20 protein-coding genes are annotated in these 20,555 nt (G+C 58.7%); 16 read left to right on the forward strand and 4 right to left on the reverse strand.

Translation table 11 applies throughout. The features are described 5' to 3' along the window. Window positions 1–13: 13 nt before the first annotated feature. From nnr to hflC, 9 genes are all read left to right on the forward strand, one after another. A complete protein-coding gene (nnr, locus tag KHQ23_RS23740) occupies window positions 14–1,525 on the forward strand; it encodes a bifunctional ADP-dependent NAD(P)H-hydrate dehydratase/NAD(P)H-hydrate epimerase (protein ID WP_073553726.1) in 1,512 nt (503 codons plus the stop codon). Next, window positions 1,518–1,979, forward strand: coding sequence for a tRNA (adenosine(37)-N6)-threonylcarbamoyltransferase complex ATPase subunit type 1 TsaE (gene tsaE / locus KHQ23_RS23745; RefSeq protein WP_002885589.1), 462 nt, complete (start codon window positions 1,518–1,520; stop codon window positions 1,977–1,979). The genes nnr and tsaE overlap by 8 nt, the downstream gene beginning before the upstream one ends. 16 nt (window positions 1,980–1,995) lie before the next feature. Continuing rightward, a complete protein-coding gene (amiB, locus tag KHQ23_RS23750) occupies window positions 1,996–3,348 on the forward strand; it encodes an N-acetylmuramoyl-L-alanine amidase AmiB (protein WP_004178335.1) in 1,353 nt (450 codons plus the stop codon). Between the two features lie 10 nt (window positions 3,349–3,358). Continuing rightward, a complete protein-coding gene (gene mutL / locus KHQ23_RS23755; RefSeq protein WP_004222064.1) occupies window positions 3,359–5,218 on the forward strand; it encodes a DNA mismatch repair endonuclease MutL in 1,860 nt (619 codons plus the stop codon). Next, window positions 5,211–6,161, forward strand: coding sequence for a tRNA (adenosine(37)-N6)-dimethylallyltransferase MiaA (gene miaA, locus KHQ23_RS23760; protein ID WP_002885652.1), 951 nt, complete (start codon window positions 5,211–5,213; stop codon window positions 6,159–6,161). Before mutL ends, miaA begins: the two co-directional genes overlap by 8 nt. A gap of 92 nt (window positions 6,162–6,253) precedes the next feature. Beyond that, window positions 6,254–6,562, forward strand: coding sequence for an RNA chaperone Hfq (hfq, locus tag KHQ23_RS23765; RefSeq protein ID WP_002885659.1), 309 nt, complete (start codon window positions 6,254–6,256; stop codon window positions 6,560–6,562). 75 nt (window positions 6,563–6,637) lie between these two features. Beyond that, the gene (hflX, locus tag KHQ23_RS23770) at window positions 6,638–7,918 is read left to right on the forward strand and encodes a ribosome rescue GTPase HflX (protein WP_004146725.1); all 1,281 of its coding nucleotides are present in this window, start codon (window positions 6,638–6,640) and stop codon (window positions 7,916–7,918) included. A 65-nt stretch (window positions 7,919–7,983) separates the two neighbouring features. After that, window positions 7,984–9,246 carry an FtsH protease activity modulator HflK gene (gene hflK, locus KHQ23_RS23775; RefSeq protein WP_004146726.1) on the forward strand — a complete coding sequence of 421 codons (1,263 nt, stop codon included), beginning with the start codon at window positions 7,984–7,986 and terminating at the stop codon, window positions 9,244–9,246. Between the two features lie 2 nt (window positions 9,247–9,248). Next, the gene (gene hflC, locus KHQ23_RS23780) at window positions 9,249–10,253 is read left to right on the forward strand and encodes a protease modulator HflC (protein ID WP_002885662.1); all 1,005 of its coding nucleotides are present in this window, start codon (window positions 9,249–9,251) and stop codon (window positions 10,251–10,253) included. 82 nt (window positions 10,254–10,335) lie between these two features. Here the strand turns inward: hflC and KHQ23_RS23785 are convergent, their stop codons facing one another. After that, a complete protein-coding gene (locus tag KHQ23_RS23785; RefSeq protein WP_002885663.1) occupies window positions 10,336–10,626 on the reverse strand; it encodes a hypothetical protein in 291 nt (96 codons plus the stop codon). A 222-nt stretch (window positions 10,627–10,848) separates the two neighbouring features. On the opposite strand from KHQ23_RS23785, the gene KHQ23_RS23790 reads away from it, so the two are divergent. From KHQ23_RS23790 to KHQ23_RS23815, 6 genes are all read left to right on the forward strand, one after another. Next, window positions 10,849–11,046, forward strand: coding sequence for a DUF2065 domain-containing protein (locus KHQ23_RS23790; RefSeq protein ID WP_002885664.1), 198 nt, complete (start codon window positions 10,849–10,851; stop codon window positions 11,044–11,046). A gap of 102 nt (window positions 11,047–11,148) precedes the next feature. Further along, entirely contained in the window at window positions 11,149–12,447 is a 1,299-nt protein-coding gene (locus tag KHQ23_RS23795; RefSeq protein WP_002885665.1) for an adenylosuccinate synthase, read from the forward strand. A gap of 150 nt (window positions 12,448–12,597) precedes the next feature. Then, a complete protein-coding gene (gene nsrR, locus KHQ23_RS23800; protein ID WP_002885667.1) occupies window positions 12,598–13,023 on the forward strand; it encodes a nitric oxide-sensing transcriptional repressor NsrR in 426 nt (141 codons plus the stop codon). Between the two features lie 36 nt (window positions 13,024–13,059). After that, window positions 13,060–15,492: a ribonuclease R gene (rnr, locus tag KHQ23_RS23805; protein ID WP_002885668.1), complete on the forward strand. Its 2,433-nt coding sequence runs from the start codon at window positions 13,060–13,062 to the stop codon at window positions 15,490–15,492. Window positions 15,493–15,573: 81 nt separating this feature from the next. Next, window positions 15,574–16,305 (forward strand): 23S rRNA (guanosine(2251)-2'-O)-methyltransferase RlmB, encoded by a 732-nt coding sequence (gene rlmB / locus KHQ23_RS23810; protein WP_002885669.1) that lies wholly within the window; start codon window positions 15,574–15,576, stop codon window positions 16,303–16,305. 124 nt (window positions 16,306–16,429) lie between these two features. After that, entirely contained in the window at window positions 16,430–18,067 is a 1,638-nt protein-coding gene (locus tag KHQ23_RS23815) for an isovaleryl-CoA dehydrogenase (protein WP_032435467.1), read from the forward strand. Here KHQ23_RS23815 and yjfN read toward each other — a convergent pair. Both yjfN and bsmA read right to left on the reverse strand, forming a co-directional pair. Further along, complete coding sequence (gene yjfN / locus KHQ23_RS23820; RefSeq protein ID WP_002885673.1) at window positions 18,058–18,333, reverse strand: DUF1471 family protease activator YjfN; 276 nt, start codon at window positions 18,331–18,333, stop codon at window positions 18,058–18,060. The genes KHQ23_RS23815 and yjfN overlap by 10 nt on opposite strands. A gap of 137 nt (window positions 18,334–18,470) precedes the next feature. Beyond that, window positions 18,471–18,779 carry a biofilm peroxide resistance protein BsmA gene (gene bsmA / locus KHQ23_RS23825; protein WP_002885674.1) on the reverse strand — a complete coding sequence of 103 codons (309 nt, stop codon included), beginning with the start codon at window positions 18,777–18,779 and terminating at the stop codon, window positions 18,471–18,473. Between the two features lie 209 nt (window positions 18,780–18,988). Here bsmA and yjfP point away from each other — a divergent pair, with 209 nt between their 5' ends. Next, window positions 18,989–19,705: an esterase gene (gene yjfP, locus KHQ23_RS23830; protein WP_004178343.1), complete on the forward strand. Its 717-nt coding sequence runs from the start codon at window positions 18,989–18,991 to the stop codon at window positions 19,703–19,705. On the opposite strand, the gene ulaR is transcribed toward yjfP, so the two are convergent. Further along, window positions 19,702–20,457, reverse strand: a complete 756-nt coding sequence (gene ulaR, locus KHQ23_RS23835) for an HTH-type transcriptional regulator UlaR (RefSeq protein ID WP_004177697.1) — start codon at window positions 20,455–20,457, stop codon at window positions 19,702–19,704. The two genes, yjfP and ulaR, sit on opposite strands and share 4 nt — an antisense overlap. Window positions 20,458–20,555 lie beyond the last annotated feature (98 nt).

The following is a 20,555-nucleotide window of genomic DNA, read 5'->3' on the forward strand; positions in this document are numbered from 1 at the left end:
GATGGACCATACAATGACGAAAAACCCTGACAGTATACCATACAACATTTGGCCTGCGGAGGCGCTGCGCCTGGCCGAACGAGAGGCGGCGGACAGCCTGGGGCTGACGCTGTTCGAACTCATGCAGCGCGCGGGCGAGGCGGCGTTCCAGCTGGCCAGCTGTGCTTATCCTGCCAGCGCGCACTGGCTGATCCTCTGCGGACATGGCAACAACGGCGGCGACGGATATGTCGTTGCGCGTCTGGCACAGGCCGCGGGGCGGCGGGTGACGCTGCTGGCGGTGGAGAGTGACAGCCCGCTGCCGGAAGAGGCGCAGGCGGCGCGGGAGGCGTGGCTTAACGCCGGCGGCGTGATCCATGCGGCGACCATCCCATGGCCCGACGATATCTCACTGATTATTGATGGCCTGCTCGGCACCGGTCTGCGCAGTGCGCCGCGCGATCCCGTTGCGGCGCTCATCCACCAGGCGAACCACCACCCGGCGCCGGTGGTGGCGCTGGATATCCCTTCCGGCCTGAATGCGCAGACGGGCGCGACGCCAGGTGCAGTGGTACAGGCCGACCATACGCTGACCTTTATCGCCCTCAAGCCGGGGCTGCTGACCGGCAAGGCGCGGGATGTCGTCGGGCAACTCCACCATCATGCGCTGGGGCTCGAACGCTGGCTCGCCGGACAAAGCACTCCTCTGACGCGGTTTTGCGCCGCCCACCTCGCCGACTGGCTGCCGCCGCGGCGGGCCACCTCCCATAAAGGCGATCACGGTAAACTGGTGATTGTCGGCGGCGATCGCGGCACGGCAGGCGCTATCCGTATGTGCGGTGAAGCGGCCCTACGTAGCGGCGCGGGACTGGTGCGAGTACTTACTCACCCGGAGAACGTGGCGCCCATTGTCACCGTGCGGCCGGAATTAATGGTAGATGAGCTGACGTCGCAGACTCTGAAAGCCGCGCTGCAGTGGGCTGATGTGGTGGCGATTGGCCCTGGCCTGGGGCAGCGCGAATGGGGACGCAGCGCCCTGCGCACGGTGGAAAGTTTTAACAAACCGATGGTCTGGGACGCCGACGCGCTGAACCTGCTGGCATTCAATCCCGATAAACGTCACAATCGCGTGCTAACGCCGCACCCCGGCGAAGCGGCCCGTCTGCTGAACGTCAGCGTGGCAGAAATTGAAAGCGATCGCTTACTTTCTGCGCAGCGTCTGGTAAAACGGTATGGTGGCGTGGTTGTGCTGAAAGGCGCGGGCACGGTGGTGGCCAGTGAAAGCGGGGCGATGGGCATTATCGATGCCGGCAATGCCGGGATGGCCAGCGGCGGGATGGGCGATGTGCTCACCGGCATCATCGCCGCGTTGTTAGGACAGCACCTGACGCCGTATGATGCTGCCTGTGCCGGGTGCGTCGCTCATGGCGATGCCGCCGACCGACTGGCCGCCCGCGAGGGCACCCGCGGCATGCTGGCGACCGATCTCTTTTCCACGCTCAGGCGTGTTGTTAACCCGGATGTGATTGACGTAGACCATGATTAACCGAGTGATTCCTTTACCCGATGAGCAGGCCACGCTGGCCCTTGGCGACCGCATCGCGCAGGCCTGTACCGGCGCCACCGTGATTTATCTGTATGGTGATTTAGGCGCGGGGAAAACGACCTTCAGCCGCGGCTTTTTGCAGGCGCTCGGTCACCGCGGCAATGTCAAAAGCCCAACTTATACCCTGGTGGAGCCCTATACCCTCGAGAACCTGATGGTGTATCACTTCGATCTCTACCGTCTGGCGGATCCTGAGGAACTCGAATTTATGGGGATCCGTGATTATTTTGCCGACGATGCCATCTGCCTGGTGGAATGGCCGCAGCAAGGCGCAGGTGTCCTGCCTGACCCGGATGTTGAAATTCACCTTGATTACCAGGCACAAGGGCGTGAGGCGCGTATTACCGCGATCTCCTCACGGGGTGAATCTTTACTGGCGCGTTTAGCCTTTTAGCCTGAAGGATGACGGGATGAAGTATCGCATAACCACCTGGCTTGCCGCTGCGCTGATGCTGTCGAGTCTTCACGCCACTGCGGCGAGTTTATCCGATATCCAGGTCTCTAACGGAGACCAGCAGGCCCGTATTACCCTAAGCTTTGTCGGTGAGCCGGAGTACTCCTTTACCCCACAGGGTAAACGTCTGGTGGCGCTGGATATCAAGCAGACCGGCGTATTGCAGGGACTACCGCTGCAGTTTAGCGGCAGCAACCTGGTGAAGAGTATTCGCGCCGGCACGCCGCAGGATACGCAGACGCTGCGTCTGCTGGTGGATCTGACGGAAGATGGCAAAACCCGGGCGGTGAAGCAACAGAACGGGGCGAATTACACGGTGGTCTTTACCATCAACGCCGACGCGCCGCCGCCGCCTCCGCCGCCCGTGGTGGTGAAACGGGCCGACCCGCCGCCGGTGATGCCTTCCCGGACGACGACGTCAGGGCGTAACCCGTTCAGCTCGTCGGGTCATGAACGGCAGACGGTGATGACCTCCTCTCAGCCGGCGATGACCAACAATCAGACCGTGACTCGCCCGGCGGCCCGCACGGTGTCGGCGGATGATAAAGTCATTATCGCCATTGATGCCGGGCACGGCGGCCAGGATCCTGGCGCGATTGGCCCGAACGGCACCAAAGAGAAAAACGTGACTATCGCTATCGCGCGCAAGCTGCGGGCGTTACTGAACGCCGATCCGCAGTTTAAGCCGGTGCTGACCCGCGACGGGGATTACTTTATTTCGGTGATGGGCCGCTCTGACGTGGCGCGTAAGCAAAACGCCAATTTCCTCGTCTCTATCCATGCTGACGCCGCGCCAAACCGCGATGCCACTGGCGCCTCGGTGTGGGTGCTCTCGAACCGTCGCGCCAACAGCGAAATGGCCGGTTGGCTCGAGCAGCATGAGAAGCAGTCTGAACTGCTCGGCGGTGCGGGCGATGTGCTGGCAAACAGCCAGGCCGACCCCTACCTGAGCCAGGCGGTGCTGGATCTGCAGTTTGGTCATTCCCAGCGCGTCGGCTACGATGTGGCGACCAACGTGCTGAGCCAGCTGCAGCGTATTGGCAACCTGCACAAACGCCGCCCGGAGCATGCTAGCCTTGGAGTGCTGCGCTCGCCGGACATCCCGTCGATCCTCGTGGAAACGGGCTTTATCAGTAACAACGGCGAAGAGCGGCTGCTGGGTAGCGATGATTACCAGGAGCAGATTGCGGAGGCGATTTATAACGGCTTACGCAACTACTTTATGCAGCATCCGCTGCAGTCGGCGCCTCGCGGCGAGGCGGCGCAGACCGCCAGCGCCGCGGCGCCGGGCGGGATGTTGATTAACTAAGGAGCAGGGGATGCCGATTCAGGTTCTGCCGCCGCAGCTCGCCAACCAGATTGCCGCCGGCGAGGTGGTGGAGCGGCCCGCGTCGGTGGTGAAAGAGCTGGTTGAGAACAGTCTTGATGCGGGCGCCACGCGGATTGACATTGATATCGAACGCGGCGGCGCGAAGCTTATTCGCATCCGCGATAACGGCAGCGGCATCAAAAAAGACGAGCTGGCGCTGGCCCTGGCTCGTCATGCGACCAGCAAGATCGCCTCGCTTGACGATCTGGAGGCCATTATCAGCCTCGGCTTTCGTGGCGAAGCTCTGGCCAGTATCAGTTCGGTGGCGCGCTTAACGCTGACTTCGCGCACGGCGGAGCAGCAGGAAGCCTGGCAGGCGTATGCTGAAGGCCGCGATCAGGCGGTGACGGTGAAGCCGGCGGCGCACCCGGTCGGTACCACTCTGGAAGTCCTCGATCTGTTCTATAACACCCCGGCGCGGCGCAAATTTATGCGCACCGAAAAGACCGAGTTCGGCCACATTGACGAGGTGGTGCGCCGCATTGCGCTGGCGCGTTTCGACGTCACTATCAACCTCAGCCATAACGGCAAGGTGATGCGCCAGTATCGGGCAGTCGCTCAGGATGGCCAGCGCGAGCGCCGGCTGGGGACAATTTGCGGCGCCGCTTTTCTCGAACATGCGCTGGCGATCGAGTGGCAGCATGGCGATCTGACCCTGCGCGGCTGGGTCGCCGATCCGCTGCATACCACCCCAGCGCTGGCGGAAATTCAGTATTGCTACGTTAACGGGCGGATGATGCGCGATCGGCTGATCAACCATGCTATCCGCCAGGCCTGTGAAGACAAGCTAGGGGCCGATCAGCAACCGGCGTTTGTGCTGTATCTGGAGATCGATCCCCATCAGGTGGATGTAAACGTCCACCCGGCCAAGCATGAGGTGCGTTTCCATCAGTCGCGCCTGGTGCACGACTTTATCTACCAGGGCGTACTGAGCGTACTGCAGCAGCAGCTTGACGCGCCGCTGGCGGAAAAAGACGACCCGCCGGCGCCGCGCCCGATGCCGGAGAACCGCATCGCCGCGGGAGGCAACCAGTTTGCGCGGCCAGCGGAAGCGCGGGAGCCTGCGACCCGCTTCAGCATCACGCCATCGCGTGAGCCTGCGGCCTCCAGCGGCAAACCGGGCGGCGCGAGCTGGCCGCATGCGCAGCCGGGTTACCAGAAGCAGCAGGGAGCGCTTTATCGTCAACTGCTCGACACGCCAACGTCGCCAAAGCCAGCGTTGCAGCCTCCGGCGGCGGCAGAGTTGGCCGGTCACAGTCAGAGCTTTGGCAGAGTGTTGACGATTGTTGGCGGCGACTGCGCGCTGCTGGAGCGCGAGGGCGGTCTGGCGCTGCTGTCGTTGACCGTTGCCGAGCGCTGGCTGCGCCAGGCGCAGTTGACCCCGGGAGCGGAGGCGGTATGTGCTCAGCCGCTGCTGATCCCGCTGCGGTTAAAAGTTACGGAAGGGGAAAAACAGGCGCTGGCCGCCGCTCAGCCGGCGCTGGCGCAGCTAGGGATCGATGTGCATACCGATGCCCTGCACGTGACGGTGCGCGCGGTCCCTTTACCCTTAAGACAACAAAATTTACAAATCTTGATTCCTGAACTGATAGGCTACCTGGCGCAGCAAAACGCATTCGACGTCGGCAATATCGCCCAATGGATGGCGCGTAATCTGACGAGCGAACAGACGTCATGGAATATGGCGCAGGCGATTGCGCTGCTGGCGGACGTTGAGCGTCTTTGCCCGCAGCTGGTGAGAACGCCGCCGGGTGGCCTGTTACAACCTGTAGATCTCCATTCGGCGATGAATGCCCTGAAAGATGAATGATGTAACCGAGGCGAGCCTGCCCAAGGCAATTTTTTTAATGGGCCCGACGGCCTCCGGCAAAACCGCGCTGGCGATAGCCTTACGTAAAGTTTTGCCAGTAGAGTTGATTAGCGTTGATTCCGCCCTCATTTATCGGGGAATGGATATTGGCACCGCCAAACCGGATGCTGCGGAGCTTAGCGCTGCGCCGCATCGGCTGCTGGATATTTTGGATCCTGCGGAGGCCTATTCCGCGGCGGATTTTCGCCGCGATGCGCTGGCGGCGATGGCGGATATAGTCGCCGCCGGGCGAATTCCGCTGTTAGTCGGCGGAACGATGTTGTATTTCAAAGCGTTGCTGGAAGGATTGTCGCCCTTACCGTCGGCTGACCCAGAGGTCAGAGCGCGGATTGAGCAGCAGGCCGCAGAGCAGGGGTGGAATGCGTTACATCAGCAATTACAGGAGATCGATCCCGTGGCTGCTGCGCGTATTCATCCAAATGATCCGCAAAGGCTTTCCCGGGCACTGGAAGTTTTTTTCATTTCGGGTAAAACTTTAACGGAACTGACGCAAACGTCAGGAGACGCTCTGCCATATCAGGTGCATCAGTTCGCCATCGCCCCGGCGAGCCGTGAACTGCTCCATCAACGCATAGAACAGCGTTTTCATCAGATGTTAGCTTCAGGTTTTGAAGCAGAAGTACGGGCGCTTTTTGCCCGCGGAGATTTGCATACGGACATGCCTTCCATCCGTTGTGTTGGATACCGCCAGATGTGGTCATATCTCAATGGCGAGATCCCGTATGATGAGATGGTTTATCGAGGTGTTTGCGCCACGAGACAGTTAGCCAAACGTCAGGTCACCTGGCTGCGCGGTTGGGAAGGTGTGCACTGGTTAGACAGTGAACAACCTGAACAAGCGCTCAACAAAGTATTACAGGTTGTTGGTGCGAGCCAGAACTGAACGTGTACAATTAAACGGTATCGTGCGTAATTTTTTTTGAGAATCGTAAGGTTCTGAGTACAAAACAAGCATACATATAAGGAAAAGAGAGAATGGCTAAGGGGCAATCTTTACAAGATCCGTTCCTGAACGCTTTGCGTCGGGAACGCGTTCCGGTTTCTATTTATTTGGTGAATGGTATCAAGCTGCAAGGGCAAATTGAGTCTTTCGATCAGTTCGTGATCCTGTTGAAGAACACGGTCAGCCAGATGGTCTATAAGCACGCAATTTCTACTGTTGTCCCGTCTCGCCCGGTGTCTCACCACAGCAACAATGCTGGCGGCGGTTCCAGTAACTATCACCACGGTGGTAGCGCGCAGGGTTCTTCTGCGCCGCAACAAGACAGCGACGACGCCGAATAAGGCCAGTGCTGTTTTTCCACGCCGGGGAGCCAGGTTTTCTGCGTTCCCCGCTGGTATTTTATAAGGGGTTTACGCTTGTTTGACCGTTATGACGCCGGTGAGCAGGCGGTACTGGTACACATCTATTTTTCGCAAGACAAAGATATGGAAGATCTCCAGGAGTTTGAAACTCTGGCCTCTTCCGCCGGTGTCGAAGCAATGCAGGTGATTACCGGTAGCCGTAAAGCACCGCACCCGAAGTATTTTGTTGGTGAAGGTAAGGCAGTCGAAATTGCGGAAGCCGTTAAAGCGACCGGCGCTTCGGTCGTGCTCTTCGATCATGCCCTGAGTCCGGCGCAAGAACGTAACCTGGAACGCCTGTGCGAATGCCGGGTTATCGATCGCACCGGTCTTATTTTAGATATTTTCGCCCAGCGCGCGCGCACCCATGAAGGGAAATTGCAGGTCGAGCTGGCGCAGCTGCGCCATATGGCGACTCGCCTTGTCCGCGGTTGGACCCACCTTGAAAGACAGAAGGGCGGGATTGGTTTGCGTGGCCCGGGTGAAACCCAGCTCGAAACCGACCGCCGTTTATTGCGTAACCGTATCATGCAGATCCTGTCGCGGCTGGAAAAAGTCGAGAAACAGCGCGAGCAGGGGCGGCGGTCGCGTGCGAAAGCCGATATTCCTACCGTGTCGCTGGTGGGCTATACCAACGCCGGAAAATCAACGCTCTTTAACCAGATCACTGCCGCCGAGGTCTATGCCGCGAACCAGCTGTTCGCCACCCTGGACCCGACGCTGCGCCGCATTGACGTCCCTGACGTCGGCGAAACGGTGCTGGCCGATACCGTCGGCTTTATTCGCCACCTGCCGCACGATCTGGTAGCAGCGTTTAAAGCGACGTTGCAGGAGACGCGTCAGGCGACGCTGCTGCTGCATGTGATTGACGCGGCGGATGTCCGCGTGCAGGAAAACATTGATGCGGTAAATACGGTTCTCGCTGAAATTGAGGCCGATGAGATCCCGGCGCTGCTGGTGATGAACAAAATCGACATGCTTGACGATTTTGAACCGCGCATCGATCGCGACGATGAAAATAAACCGATTCGGGTCTGGCTTTCAGCCCAGACCGGGGTTGGCGTACCACTGCTTTTTCAGGCATTAACGGAGCGTCTTTCCGGTGAAGTGGCCCAGCATACGCTGCGCTTACCGCCGAAAGAAGGGCGACTGAGAAGCCGTTTCTATCAGCTTCAGGCGATAGAAAAAGAGTGGATGGAGGATGACGGCAGCGTGAGTCTGCAGGTGCGCATGCCGATCGTTGACTGGCGGCGCCTCTGTAAGCAAGAGCCAACGCTTGTTGACTATGTGGTTTAACCTTGCAGCTTGCCTGAAGATATTGACCCCTGTGGGGATATCAAAAACAAATATGGAGCATATACATGGCGTGGAATCAGCCCGGTAATAACGGACAGGACCGCGACCCGTGGGGGAGCAGCAAACCTGGCGGCAACTCTGAGGGAAATGGCAATAAAGGCGGTCGCGAGCAGGGGCCGCCGGATCTGGATGATATCTTCCGCAAGTTAAGTAAAAAACTTGGCGGGCTCGGCGGCGGCAAGGGCGGACTGGGCGGCGGCAATAGCGCGCAGGGGCCTCGCGGACCGATGGGCGGGCGTATTGTCGGCATCGTTGCTGCGGCGGCAGTGATTATCTGGGCGGCCAGCGGTTTCTATACCATTAAAGAGGCCGAGCGCGGCGTGGTCACCCGTTTTGGCAAGTTCAGCCATCTGGTTGAGCCTGGCCTGAACTGGAAACCGACCTTTATCGATAACGTTCAGGCAGTGAACGTGGAGTCGGTGCGCGAACTTGCGGCTTCCGGCGTCATGCTGACCTCTGACGAAAACGTGGTGCGCGTTGAGATGAACGTGCAGTACCGCGTCACCGATCCGGAGCGCTATCTGTTTAGCGTGACCAGCGCGGACGACAGTCTGCGTCAGGCCACCGACAGCGCGCTGCGCGGCGTGATCGGCAAATACACCATGGATCGCATTCTGACCGAAGGTCGTACCGTGATCCGTAGCGATACCCAGCGTGAGCTGGAAGAGACGATTCGCCCGTACAACATGGGTATCACTCTGCTGGACGTCAACTTCCAGACGGCGCGTCCGCCGGAAGAGGTGAAGGCCGCGTTTGACGATGCCATTGCCGCGCGTGAGAACGAGCAGCAGTACATTCGTGAAGCGGAAGCGTATACCAACGAAGTCCAGCCGCGGGCGAATGGTCAGGCGCAGCGTATCCTCGAAGAGGCACGCGCCTATAAGACCCAGACCGTTCTGGAAGCCCAGGGTGAAGTGGCTCGCTTTGCGAAGATCCTGCCGGAATACAAAGCCGCGCCGGAAATTACCCGCGAGCGTCTGTATATCGAAACCATGGAAAAAGTGCTGAGCCACACCCGTAAAGTGCTGGTCAATGACAGCAAAAACGGCAATCTGATGGTTCTGCCGCTGGATCAGATGCTGAAAGGCGCCGCTGCGCCGGCAGCAAAGAGCGATAGCAGTGACGCCAGCGATCTGCTGCGCCTGCCGCCAGCATCCAGCTCAAGCAGCGCCAGCACCTCATCAACCTCGAGCTCAACCGGGGGTAGCATTATGGACCAACGCCGCGCTAACGCGCAGCGTAACGACTACCAGCGTCAGGGGGAATAACGATGCGTAAATCTGTTATCGCGATCATTGTCATCGTGCTGGTAGTGCTCTACATGTCTGTCTTTGTCGTAAAGGAAGGCGAGCGCGGTATCACGCTGCGTTTCGGTAAAGTTCTGCGCGACGACGAAAACAAGCCGCTGGTGTATGCGCCAGGCCTGCACTTCAAGATCCCGTTTATCGAATCGGTGAAGATGCTGGATGCGCGTATTCAGACCATGGACAACCAGGCTGACCGTTTCGTTACTAAAGAGAAGAAAGACCTGATCGTCGACTCCTATATCAAGTGGCGCATCAGCGACTTCAGCCGTTACTACCTGGCAACCGGCGGCGGCGACGTCTCCCAGGCCGAGGTGCTGCTGAAGCGTAAATTCTCTGACCGTCTGCGTTCTGAAATTGGTCGTCTGGATGTGAAAGATATCGTCACCGACTCCCGTGGTCGCCTGACCCTGGAAGTGCGCGATGCGCTGAACTCGGGTTCGGCCGGTACGGAAGATGAGGTTAGCACCCCGGCGGCTGACGACGCGATTGCTAAAGCGGCAGAGCGTGTGGAAGCCGAAACCAACGGTAAAGTGCAGGTGATCAACCCGAACAGTATGGCGGCGCTGGGTATCGAAGTTGTCGACGTACGTATCAAACAGATCAACCTGCCGGCAGAAGTGTCGGAAGCGATTTATAACCGTATGCGCGCGGAGCGTGAAGCGGTTGCTCGTCGCCATCGTTCACAGGGTCAGGAAGAGGCGGAAAAACTGCGCGCGACTGCGGACTATGAAGTCACCAAGACGCTGGCGGAAGCCGAGCGCCAGGGCCGTATCCTGCGTGGTGAAGGTGATGCGGAATCAGCGAAACTGTTTGCCGACGCGTTCAGCCAGGATCCAGGCTTCTACTCCTTTATCCGTAGCCTGCGTGCCTATGAGAAGAGCTTCCAGAGCAATCAGGATGTGATGGTCCTGAGTCCGGACAGCGATTTCTTCCGCTATATGCGTTCACCGGATTCGGCGCGTAAATAAGCCGGAGAAGGTGTAAACCTGAAGTAATAATGCGAAAAGGCGCCTGAAACAGGCGCCTTTTTTCATGCTGCGAGGGCGGGAATTAGTTGCCGAGTAGCTTGTTCAGCAGGCCGCCGATCACCGGCAGGCCTGCCAGCGCACTTTCGATGGTGCCCCCGATAGTCGACCCAACGCTTTCGCCCAGGGTTTTGCCCAGGTCCGGCGCCAGGTCGGCCAGATTGAGGGTGCCAAGCAGTGGCAGGTTAATGCTCAGGGCATCAGTGCCCATCGTCCATGCGGCTGCGCCGACCTTGCTGCCTAAGGCCGCCAGACCATCCTGTAACCAGCCTGCGCCGCTCACATTTTCGATTTCAAATGCGGTTAATTCTCTCATCATAATCTTCCTGATTAAGTAGACGTACCGGGTTGTAGTACGCGATGGCATAGTTACAATTTAAAAAATATCCAGCAATACAATTAGTTGTGAATTTTGTTTCACCTTTCCGGTTCATAATGAAGCTGAAATACGGGACAATGTGAAATGAGGGAATGAATTCACCATGCTGGCCGAGACGCCCGCGAGGGCGGCAATGATACTTTTCAATTAGGGTTGACGATGAACTCCACCATTTGGCTGGCGCTGGCGCTGGTTTTAGTACTTGAAGGGCTTGGCCCGCTGCTTTATCCGCGCGCCTGGCGCAAGATGGTAGCCAGCCTGAGCCAGCTACCGGATAATTTATTGCGTCGTTTTGGCGGCGGACTTGTGGTTGCCGGGATTGTGATCTACTACATGTTGAGGAAATCGATTGGCTGATCAAAAAGTGGTCGGATTTGCCTTATTTTGGATGCAAAAAGTGCTGTAACTCTGAAAAAGCGATGGTAGAATCCATTTTTAAGCAAACGGTGATTTTGAAAAATGGGTAACAACGTCGTCGTACTGGGCACCCAATGGGGTGACGAAGGTAAAGGGAAGATCGTCGATCTCCTGACTGAACGGGCTAAATATGTTGTGCGCTACCAGGGTGGTCACAACGCCGGCCATACTCTCGTAATCAACGGTGAAAAAACCGTTCTCCATCTTATTCCATCAGGCATTCTGCGTGAAAACGTCACCAGCATCATCGGTAACGGCGTCGTGCTGTCTCCGGCCGCACTGATGAAAGAGATGAAGGGCCTGGAAGACCGTGGTATCCCGGTTCGCGAGCGTCTGCTGCTCTCTGAAGCCTGCCCGCTTATCCTTGACTATCACGTGGCGCTGGACGTGGCGCGTGAAAAAGCGCGTGGCGCGAAAGCGATCGGCACTACCGGTCGCGGCATTGGCCCGGCTTACGAAGATAAAGTCGCTCGTCGCGGTCTGCGCGTTGGCGATCTGTTCGATAAAGCAACTTTCGCCGATAAACTGAAAGAAGTGATGGAATATCACAACTTCCAGCTGGTGAACTTCTACAAAGCAGAAGCGGTTGACTACCAGAAAGTGCTGGACGATGTGATGGCGATTGCCGACATCCTGACCAGCATGGTGGTGGATGTATCCGACCTGCTGGATCAGGCGCGTCAGCGCGGCGACTTCGTGATGTTCGAAGGCGCGCAGGGTACGCTGCTGGATATCGACCACGGTACCTACCCGTACGTTACGTCCTCTAACACCACCGCAGGTGGCGTGGCGACCGGCTCCGGCCTGGGCCCGCGTTATGTGGATTACGTTCTCGGTATCATTAAAGCGTACTCGACTCGCGTCGGTGCAGGTCCGTTCCCGACCGAGCTGTTTGATGAAACTGGCGAGTTCCTCTGCAAGCAGGGTAACGAATTCGGCGCCACCACCGGCCGTCGTCGTCGTACCGGCTGGCTGGACGCGGTCGCAGTCCGTCGCGCGGTGCAGATTAACTCCCTGTCCGGCTTCTGCCTGACTAAACTGGACGTCCTCGACGGCCTGAAAGAAGTGAAAATCTGCGTTGGCTACCGTATGCCGGATGGCCGCGAAGTGACCACCACTCCGCTGGCTGCCGATAACTGGGAAGGTATCGAGCCTATCTACGAAACCATGCCGGGCTGGTCCGAAACCACCTTCGGCGTGAAAGAGCGCAGCGGCCTGCCGCAGGCAGCCCTGAACTACATCCAGCGTATTGAAGAGCTGACCGGCGTGCCGGTGGATATCATCTCTACCGGTCCAGACCGTACCGAGACTATGATTCTGCGCGATCCGTTCGACGCGTAATCACTCTCAAGGGGCGCCGTTCGGGCGCCCTTGTTTTTGCTGTTCGCCCGCCCCATTTCAAATAAATTAGCGGCCTGAGCGCTGGCTGGTTTATCATCAATAATAATGATGTCGCTCGACATACCCTGTTTTCTTTTCCCTGAGGTTTATGTGCAGTTAACGAGTTTCACCGATTACGGACTACGCGCGCTGATTTATATGGCGTCGCTGCCGGAAGGACGAATGACCAGTATCTCGGAAGTGACCGAGGTCTATGGTGTCTCCCGTAATCATATGGTTAAAATAATCAATCAGTTAAGTCGCATGGGCTACGTGACTGCCGTGCGGGGGAAGAACGGGGGCATTCGCCTCGGCAAACCAGCAGGACAGATCCGCGTCGGTGACGTGGTGCGTGACCTTGAACCCTTATCGCTGGTCAACTGCAGCAGCGAGTTTTGCCACATTACACCAGCCTGTCGTCTGAAACAGGCACTAGCTGAAGCCGCGCAGAGTTTTCTCAAGGAACTGGATAACTATACGCTGGCTGATTTGGTTGAGAAGAATCAACCGCTTTATAAATTATTGCTGGTGGAGTGACGCCACTCTGCCGGAGATGACAACGGAGGAACCGATATGTCACAAGATCCATTCCAGGAACGCGAAGCTGAGAAGTACGCGAACCCTATCCCGAGCCGGGAATTTATCCTCGAACATTTAACTAAACGGGAAAAGCCTGCCAGCCGCGATGAGCTGGCCATCGAGTTAAATATCGAGGGCGAAGAGCAAACCGAAGCGCTGCGCCGCCGCCTGCGCGCGATGGAGCGCGACGGTCAGCTGGTCTTCACCCGCCGCCAGTGCTATGCCCTGCCGGAACGCCTCGATCTCCTCAAAGGAACCGTTATTGGCCACCGCGATGGCTATGGTTTCCTGCGCGTTGAAGGGCGCAAAGACGATCTGTACCTGTCGTCAGAACAGATGAAAACCTGTATTCACGGCGACCAGGTGCTGGCTCAGCCGCTGGGCGCGGACCGTAAGGGCCGCCGCGAAGCGCGCATCGTCCGCGTCCTCGTGCCGAAAACCAGCCAGATAGTTGGCCGTTACTTCACCGACGCTGGCGTCGGCTTTGTCGTCCCGGACGACAGCCGCCTGAGCTTCGATATCCTGATCCCGCCGGAAGAGATAATGGGCGCGCGGATGGGCTACGTGGTCGTGGTCGAGCTGACCCAGCGACCAACCCGCCGCACCAAAGCGGTGGGTAAAATCGTCGAAGTGCTGGGCGACAACATGGGCACCGGCATGGCCGTCGATATGGCGCTGCGTACCCATGAAATTCCTTATGTCTGGCCGCCGGCGGTGGAAAAACAGGTTTCCGGTCTCAAAGAACAGGTGCCGGAAGAGGCGAAGGCCGGACGCGTCGATTTACGCTCGCTGCCGCTGGTTACCATTGACGGCGAAGATGCCCGCGACTTCGATGACGCGGTGTACTGCGAGAAGAAACGCGGCGGCGGCTGGCGCCTGTGGGTCGCCATTGCCGACGTCAGCTACTACGTGCGCCCGGGGACGCCGCTGGATGCGGAAGCGCGCAGTCGTGGCACCTCGGTCTACTTCCCGTCGCAGGTAGTGCCGATGCTGCCGGAAGTGCTGTCTAACGGTCTATGCTCGCTGAACCCGCAGGTCGATCGCCTGTGTATGGTGTGCGAGATGACGATTTCGTCAAAAGGCCGTCTGACCGGTTATAAATTCTATGAAGCGGTGATGAGTTCACATGCTCGCCTGACCTACACCAAAGTGTGGCATATGCTGCAGGGTGACCAGGAACTGCGCGAACACTACGCGCCGCTGGTGAAGCACATTGAAGAGCTGCATAACCTCTACAAAGTGCTGGAGAGCGCCCGCGAAGAGCGCGGTGGTATCTCATTTGAAAGTGAAGAAGCTAAATTCATCTTCAATGCCGAACGCCGTATTGAGCGTATCGAACAGACTCAGCGTAACGATGCGCATAAGCTGATTGAAGAGTGCATGATCCTGGCGAACATCTCCGCCGCGCGCTTCGTTGAGAAGGCGCAGGAGCCGGCGCTGTTCCGTATCCATGATAAGCCAACCACCGAAGCGATTACCTCCTTCCGTACCGTGCTGGCTGAGCTGGGACTGGAGCTGCCTGGCGGCAACAAGCCGGAGCCGCGTGATTACGCCGAACTGCTAACCTCCATCGCCGATCGCCCGGATGCCGAAATGCTGCAGACGATGCTCCTGCGCTCCATGAAGCAGGCGGTCTACGATCCGGAAAACCGCGGTCACTTTGGCCTGGCGCTGCAGTCATACGCCCACTTCACCTCGCCGATTCGTCGTTACCCGGACCTGTCGCTGCACCGCGCTATCAAGTATCTGCTGGCCAAAGAGCAGGGACATAAAGGCAACAGCACCGAGACCGGCGGCTGGCACTACAGTATGGAAGAGATGCTCCAGCTGGGTCAGCACTGTTCGATGACCGAGCGCCGCGCCGACGAAGCGACGCGCGAAGTGTCTGACTGGCTGAAGTGCGACTTCATGCAGGATCAGGTGGGCAACATCTTCTCCGGCGTGATCGCCAGCGTGACCGGCTTTGGCTTCTTCGTCCGCCTGAACGATCTGTTTATCGACGGTCTGGTGCATGTTTCCAGCCTGGATAACGACTATTATCGTTTCGACCAGGTGGGGCAGCGTCTCATTGGTGAGTCCGGCGGCCAGACCTATCGCCTGGGCGACCGCGTGGAAGTCCGTGTGGAAGCGGTCAACATGGACGAGCGGAAAATCGACTTTACCCTGATCTCCAGCGAGCGTGCGCCGCGTAATGTCGGCAAGACCGCCCGTGAGAAAGCGAAAAAGAGTACCTCTGGCAAGCCGGGCGGCCGTCGCCGCCAGGTGGGTAAGCAGGTAAACTTCGAGCCGGACAGCGCTTTCCGTAAAGAGAAAGAGACCGCCCGACCGAAGAAAGAGAAAAAAGCGAAAAAACCGTCGGCGAAAACACAGAAAATCGCCGCCGCGACGAAAGCCAAGCGCGCGGCAAAGAAGAAGATCGCCGAGTGATTGACCTCCCTTCACCCTGAAGTCTGCTGACGCAGGATGGGGTGAAGGGGGCAGATAACAGAACCTAAAACGAGTACATCAATGAGTGAAATGATTTACGGCATCCATGCGGTGCAGGCACTGCTGGAGCGCGCACCTGAGCGTTTTCAGGAAGTTTATATTCTGAAAGGCCGTGAGGATAAGCGCTTGCTGCCGCTGATCCATGCCCTGGAAGCGCAGGGCGTGGTGATTCAGCTGGCCAACCGTCAGTTTCTTGATGAGAAGAGCGAAGGCGCTGTGCACCAGGGGATCATTGCCCGCGTGAAGCCGGGGCGTCAGTATCAGGAGAACGATCTGCCGGATCTGCTGGCGCAGCTCGATCAACCGTTCCTGCTGATCCTCGACGGCGTAACCGATCCGCACAACCTCGGCGCCTGCCTGCGTAGCGCCGACGCCGCCGGCGTGCATGCGGTGATCGTGCCAAAAGATCGTTCCGCTCAGTTGAATGCGACGGCGAAGAAAGTGGCCTGCGGCGCGGCGGAGAACGTCCCGCTGATCCGCGTCACCAACCTGGCGCGCACCATGCGTCTGCTGCAGGAAGAGAACGTCTGGATCGTCGGAACTGCAGGGGAAGCCGACCATACGCTGTTCCAGAGCAAAATGACCGGCCCGATGGCGCTGGTGATGGGCGCGGAAGGCGAAGGCATGCGTCGTCTGACCCGCGAACACTGTGATGAATTGATCAGCATCCCGATGGCGGGCAGCGTCTCCTCGCTGAACGTCTCGGTGGCTACCGGCATCTGTCTGTTTGAAGCAGTACGCCAGCGCAGCTAAGCTGAACCATCGACGAATCAAAAAAGCCATCCTCCGGGATGGCTTTTTTGTGACCGCTCTCGCGGGCGAGTATCCCTCCGGATAACCATACTTATGGCTATCGCCATTGATGGAGGGAGACACGATGCACTGGCAAACGCACACCGTTTTTAATCAACCCACCCCGCTGAATAACAGCAATCTGTTTCTGTCCGATACCGCTCTGCGTGAAGCAGTGGTCCGCGAAGGCGCCGGCTGGGATGGCGATCTGCTCGCCAGCATTGGCCAGCAGCTGGGGACAGCCGAATCGCTGGAGCTGGGACGCCTGGCCAACAGCAATCCGCCGGAGCTGCTGCGCTATGACGCCACCGGCGCCCGGCTGGACGACGTGCGCTTCCATCCCGCCTGGCACCTGCTGATGCAGGGGCTGTGCGCGAACCGGGTACATAATCTCGCCTGGCAGGAGGATGCCCGCGAAGGCGCGTTTGTCGCCCGCGCCGCCCGCTTTCTGCTCCATGCCCAGGTGGAGGCCGGGACGTTGTGCCCGATTACCATGACCTTCGCCGCAACGCCCCTGCTGCAGCACGCCCTGCCCGCGCCCTTTCGCGACTGGCTGTCGCCACTGCTGAGCGACCGTTACGATCCGCACCTTGCGCCTGGCGGCCAGAAGCGCGGCCTGCTGATCGGCATGGGAATGACCGAGAAGCAAGGGGGGTCTGATGTGCTGAGCAATACCACTCGCGCGGAGAAAACGGCGGAAGGGTTTTACCGACTGGTGGGACACAAGTGGTTCTTCTCGGTGCCGCAGAGCGATGCTCACCTGGTGCTGGCTCAGGCTCCGGCGGGGCTCTCATGCTTCTTTGTGCCGCGTCTGCTGCCCGACGGGCAGCGTAACGGCGTGCGTCTTGAACGCTTAAAAGAGAAGCTCGGCAACCGCTCCAACGCCAGTAGCGAAGTGGAGTTTTATGAGGCCTGCGGCTGGCTGGTGGGCGACGAAGGCGACGGCGTGCGGCAGATCCTCAGGATGGGCGGCCTGACCCGCTTTGACTGCGCGCTGGGCAGCCATGCCCTGATGCGTCGCGCCTTCTCGGTAGCGCTGTATCACGCGCTACAGCGTCAGGCGTTTGGCAAAAACCTGGTCGAACAGCCAATGATGCGCCAGCTGCTGGGGCAAATGGCGCTCCGTCTGGAGGGGCAGACCGCGTTTCTGTTTCGCCTGTCGCGGGCCTGGGACCGTCGGGATGATGCCCGGGAAAGCGCCTGGGCGCGCCTGTTTACGCCTGCGGCCAAGTTTGCCATCTGTAAGGCCGGTATCCCGTTTGTCGCCGAGGCGATGGAAGTGCTGGGCGGCATCGGCTATTGCGAGGAGAGCGAACTACCGCGGTTGTATCGCGAGATGCCGGTCAACAGCATCTGGGAAGGCTCCGGCAATATTATGTGCCTCGATGTGATGCGGGTGCTGAGCAAGCAGCCGGCGGCGATGGAGCTGCTGGCCGCGGAGTGTGCGGAGGTGAAAGGACAGAACCGCCATCTCGACCGCGCATGGCGTCAGCTGCAGCAACTGCTGAAACGACCCGCCGAAGAGCAGGGGAGAGAGATTGCCCGGCTGGTCTATCGTCTTGGCGCGGGGGCGCAGATGCTGCGCCATGCTTCGCCGCCGCTGGCCGAAGCCTGGTGCCGGATGATGCTCGACACCCGCGGCGGCATACGTCTTGACGCGCCGACCCTCGACGACCTGCTGCTGCGGGCTATGGGGCGCGGGCGCCAGGCGCCTCAGGCGTAGAGAATGGCCTGCACGCGCCAGCTGTCCGGCTGTTGTTCCTCGTACATCTGAATAATGCGATACCAGGAGGCGCCTTGCTCGTCTGCTTTGCGGGCAATGGCGTGCTCTACATCCTGTTGGCTACCGGAAAGATTAGTGACGGAGATCAGACCGATTTCATTCAGGCCAGTGACGCAATCCGCGCTGGCGAATTCGGCTGACTGCGCGGACGTATTGGCCGTCGCAGCGGTTAACAGCAGGCTGGATAGGGTAAAAGATCGTTTCATCGTCAGCTCCATTTCACGTAGTCCCAAGGGCAGTCCGTTGCTAACGTCCTGCCAGGTGGCTGGCCGAACGTTATTATGCACAGGAGAACGTGAATGGACGCAAAGCTGTGTAAAGCAGATTTAAAGACGCCGCCTCGTTATCGACGATAGAGGATCGCCTGCGAATACCACTGGCCGGGTACCATGGTGTCATCGATCATGATGATGACGTAGTAATCGGCTTTGGCTGCTTCTGCTTTGGCCTTCAGCGCCGCTTCGACATCCATCGGCGAACCGTACATCAGTACGCTCACCGTGGCCATTTTCTGCAGGCCAGCCGTCTGGTAGCGCTGGATCTCCTGCGGATGGTCGGTGGCGGGCGGCGGGGCTTCTGGCGTTCCCTGCAGGGCGCTACACCCGCTGAGGACGATAGCCAGTAACCACGGTGAAAACCTGCGCATAACCATATCTCGTTTCCTGATAGTGATAGTGTAGTGGTAGCCTTAACAGGATTGCCGGGGAATGTTCCCGAACTGTTATCTCTGACGCGATTTTCGAATGAAAATGTTGTGAAAGCGTAACCGGGTTCTCAACATTATGAATCGTAGCAAACTGGGTTGCCTGGTGAATGAATTTTCCCATGACGCCTAACCACGATAGAGAAGGAAGACGATAAATGATTGCACTAGAAATGCGCAACCTCGGCGGTGGTGAAATTTTACATGCCTGTCCGCAGGAGAGTCTGGATAAGCCCTTGCCCTGTATCGTCTTTTATCATGGCTTTACCTCGTCGAAGCTGGTCTACAGCTACTTTGCGGTGGCGCTGGCCGAGGCCGGATTCCGGGTGATCATGCCGGACGCGCCGGAGCATGGGGCGCGCTATCAGGGCGATGAGGCCGGGCGGATGCAGCGCTTCTGGCCGATTCTGCAGCAGAATTTCAGGGAGTTTCCTGCGCTGCGCGAGGCGATAATCGCTGAAGGATGGCTGGAAGGGGAGCGGCTGGCGGTGGCGGGCGCTTCGATGGGTGGAATGACGGCGCTGGGCATCATGACGCATCACCCCGAGCTGAACAGCGTCGCCTGTCTGATGGGGTCGGGCTATTTTCGTTCCCTATCGCAAACCCTGTTCCCCTCGCCTGATTTTGATGTCGATAGCCTCAACGAATGGGATGTCAGCCATCAGCTGGCGTCCCTTGCCCGGCGGCCGCTATTGCTCTGGCATGGCGATGCCGATGACGTGGTGCCGCCGGAAGAAACCTTTCGACTAGAACAGGCGCTCCGGCAGGCGGATCTTGCCGCCAGGCTGACCTGTGTCTGGCAGAAAGGCGTCCGCCATCGCATTACGCCAGAGGCGCTGGCTACCACGGTCGCCTTTTTTCAGCAGCACCTTTAAACGCGGATTACGCTGACGCCCTGATCCTCAAGCTGTTTGAGGATCGCGGCATCGGCCTGTTTGCCGGTGATCACCACGTCTATTTGTCCGGCCTGGCTGAATAGCATCCCGGCGCGCTCGCCGATCTTGCTGCTGTCGACCAGCACCGCCAGTTTGCCGACCACGTTAAGCATTTTTTGCTCGGCCATGGCGGTCAACATATCCGTTTTGTAGAGGCCTTCGGCGGTGAGCCCTTTGCCGCTGGTAAACATCCAGTGTCCGGCATAGAGGCTGTTCTCGCTACCGTGGGGGCTGAGGGTGATGGCGTGGCTGCGGTTGTACTGGCCGCCCATGATAATCACGCTGTCATGCTCCTGGTCGATCAGGTAGTTAGCCAGCGGCAGATAGTTGGTGATGATCTGCACCGGTTTGCCGCACAGTTCCCGACCCAACAGAAAGGCGGTGGAGCCGCAGTTAATGACGATGCTCTCACCCGGCGCGATCAGTTGCGAAGCGGCGCGTGCAATACGCACTTTTTCATCCAGATTTTGCGCCTGGTGGATGTTCATCGGCGTCCAGCGGGGGCGCTGTTCGCTAATGGCTTCCGCGCCATTACGAACCTTTTTCAGTTTGCCGCTTTCATCCAGCTTGTTGATATCACGTCGGGCGGTAGCGGGTGAGATCCCGAGCCGCGACATCACCTGCTCCACGGTAACAAACCCCGTTTGGGCGAGCAGATCCAGCAGAATTTGGTGCCTTTGCGCTTCCGTCATGAGCGAATCCGATTAAAAGTGAACGGCAAAGATGATATTTGAAATCATGTGAAAATACTAACCCTGCGGCGGGGTATTTCCGGCAGGCAGGGCCTGCC

Source organism: Klebsiella sp. 64, assembly GCF_018223915.1.
GTDB lineage: Bacteria > Pseudomonadota > Gammaproteobacteria > Enterobacterales > Enterobacteriaceae > Klebsiella > Klebsiella pneumoniae.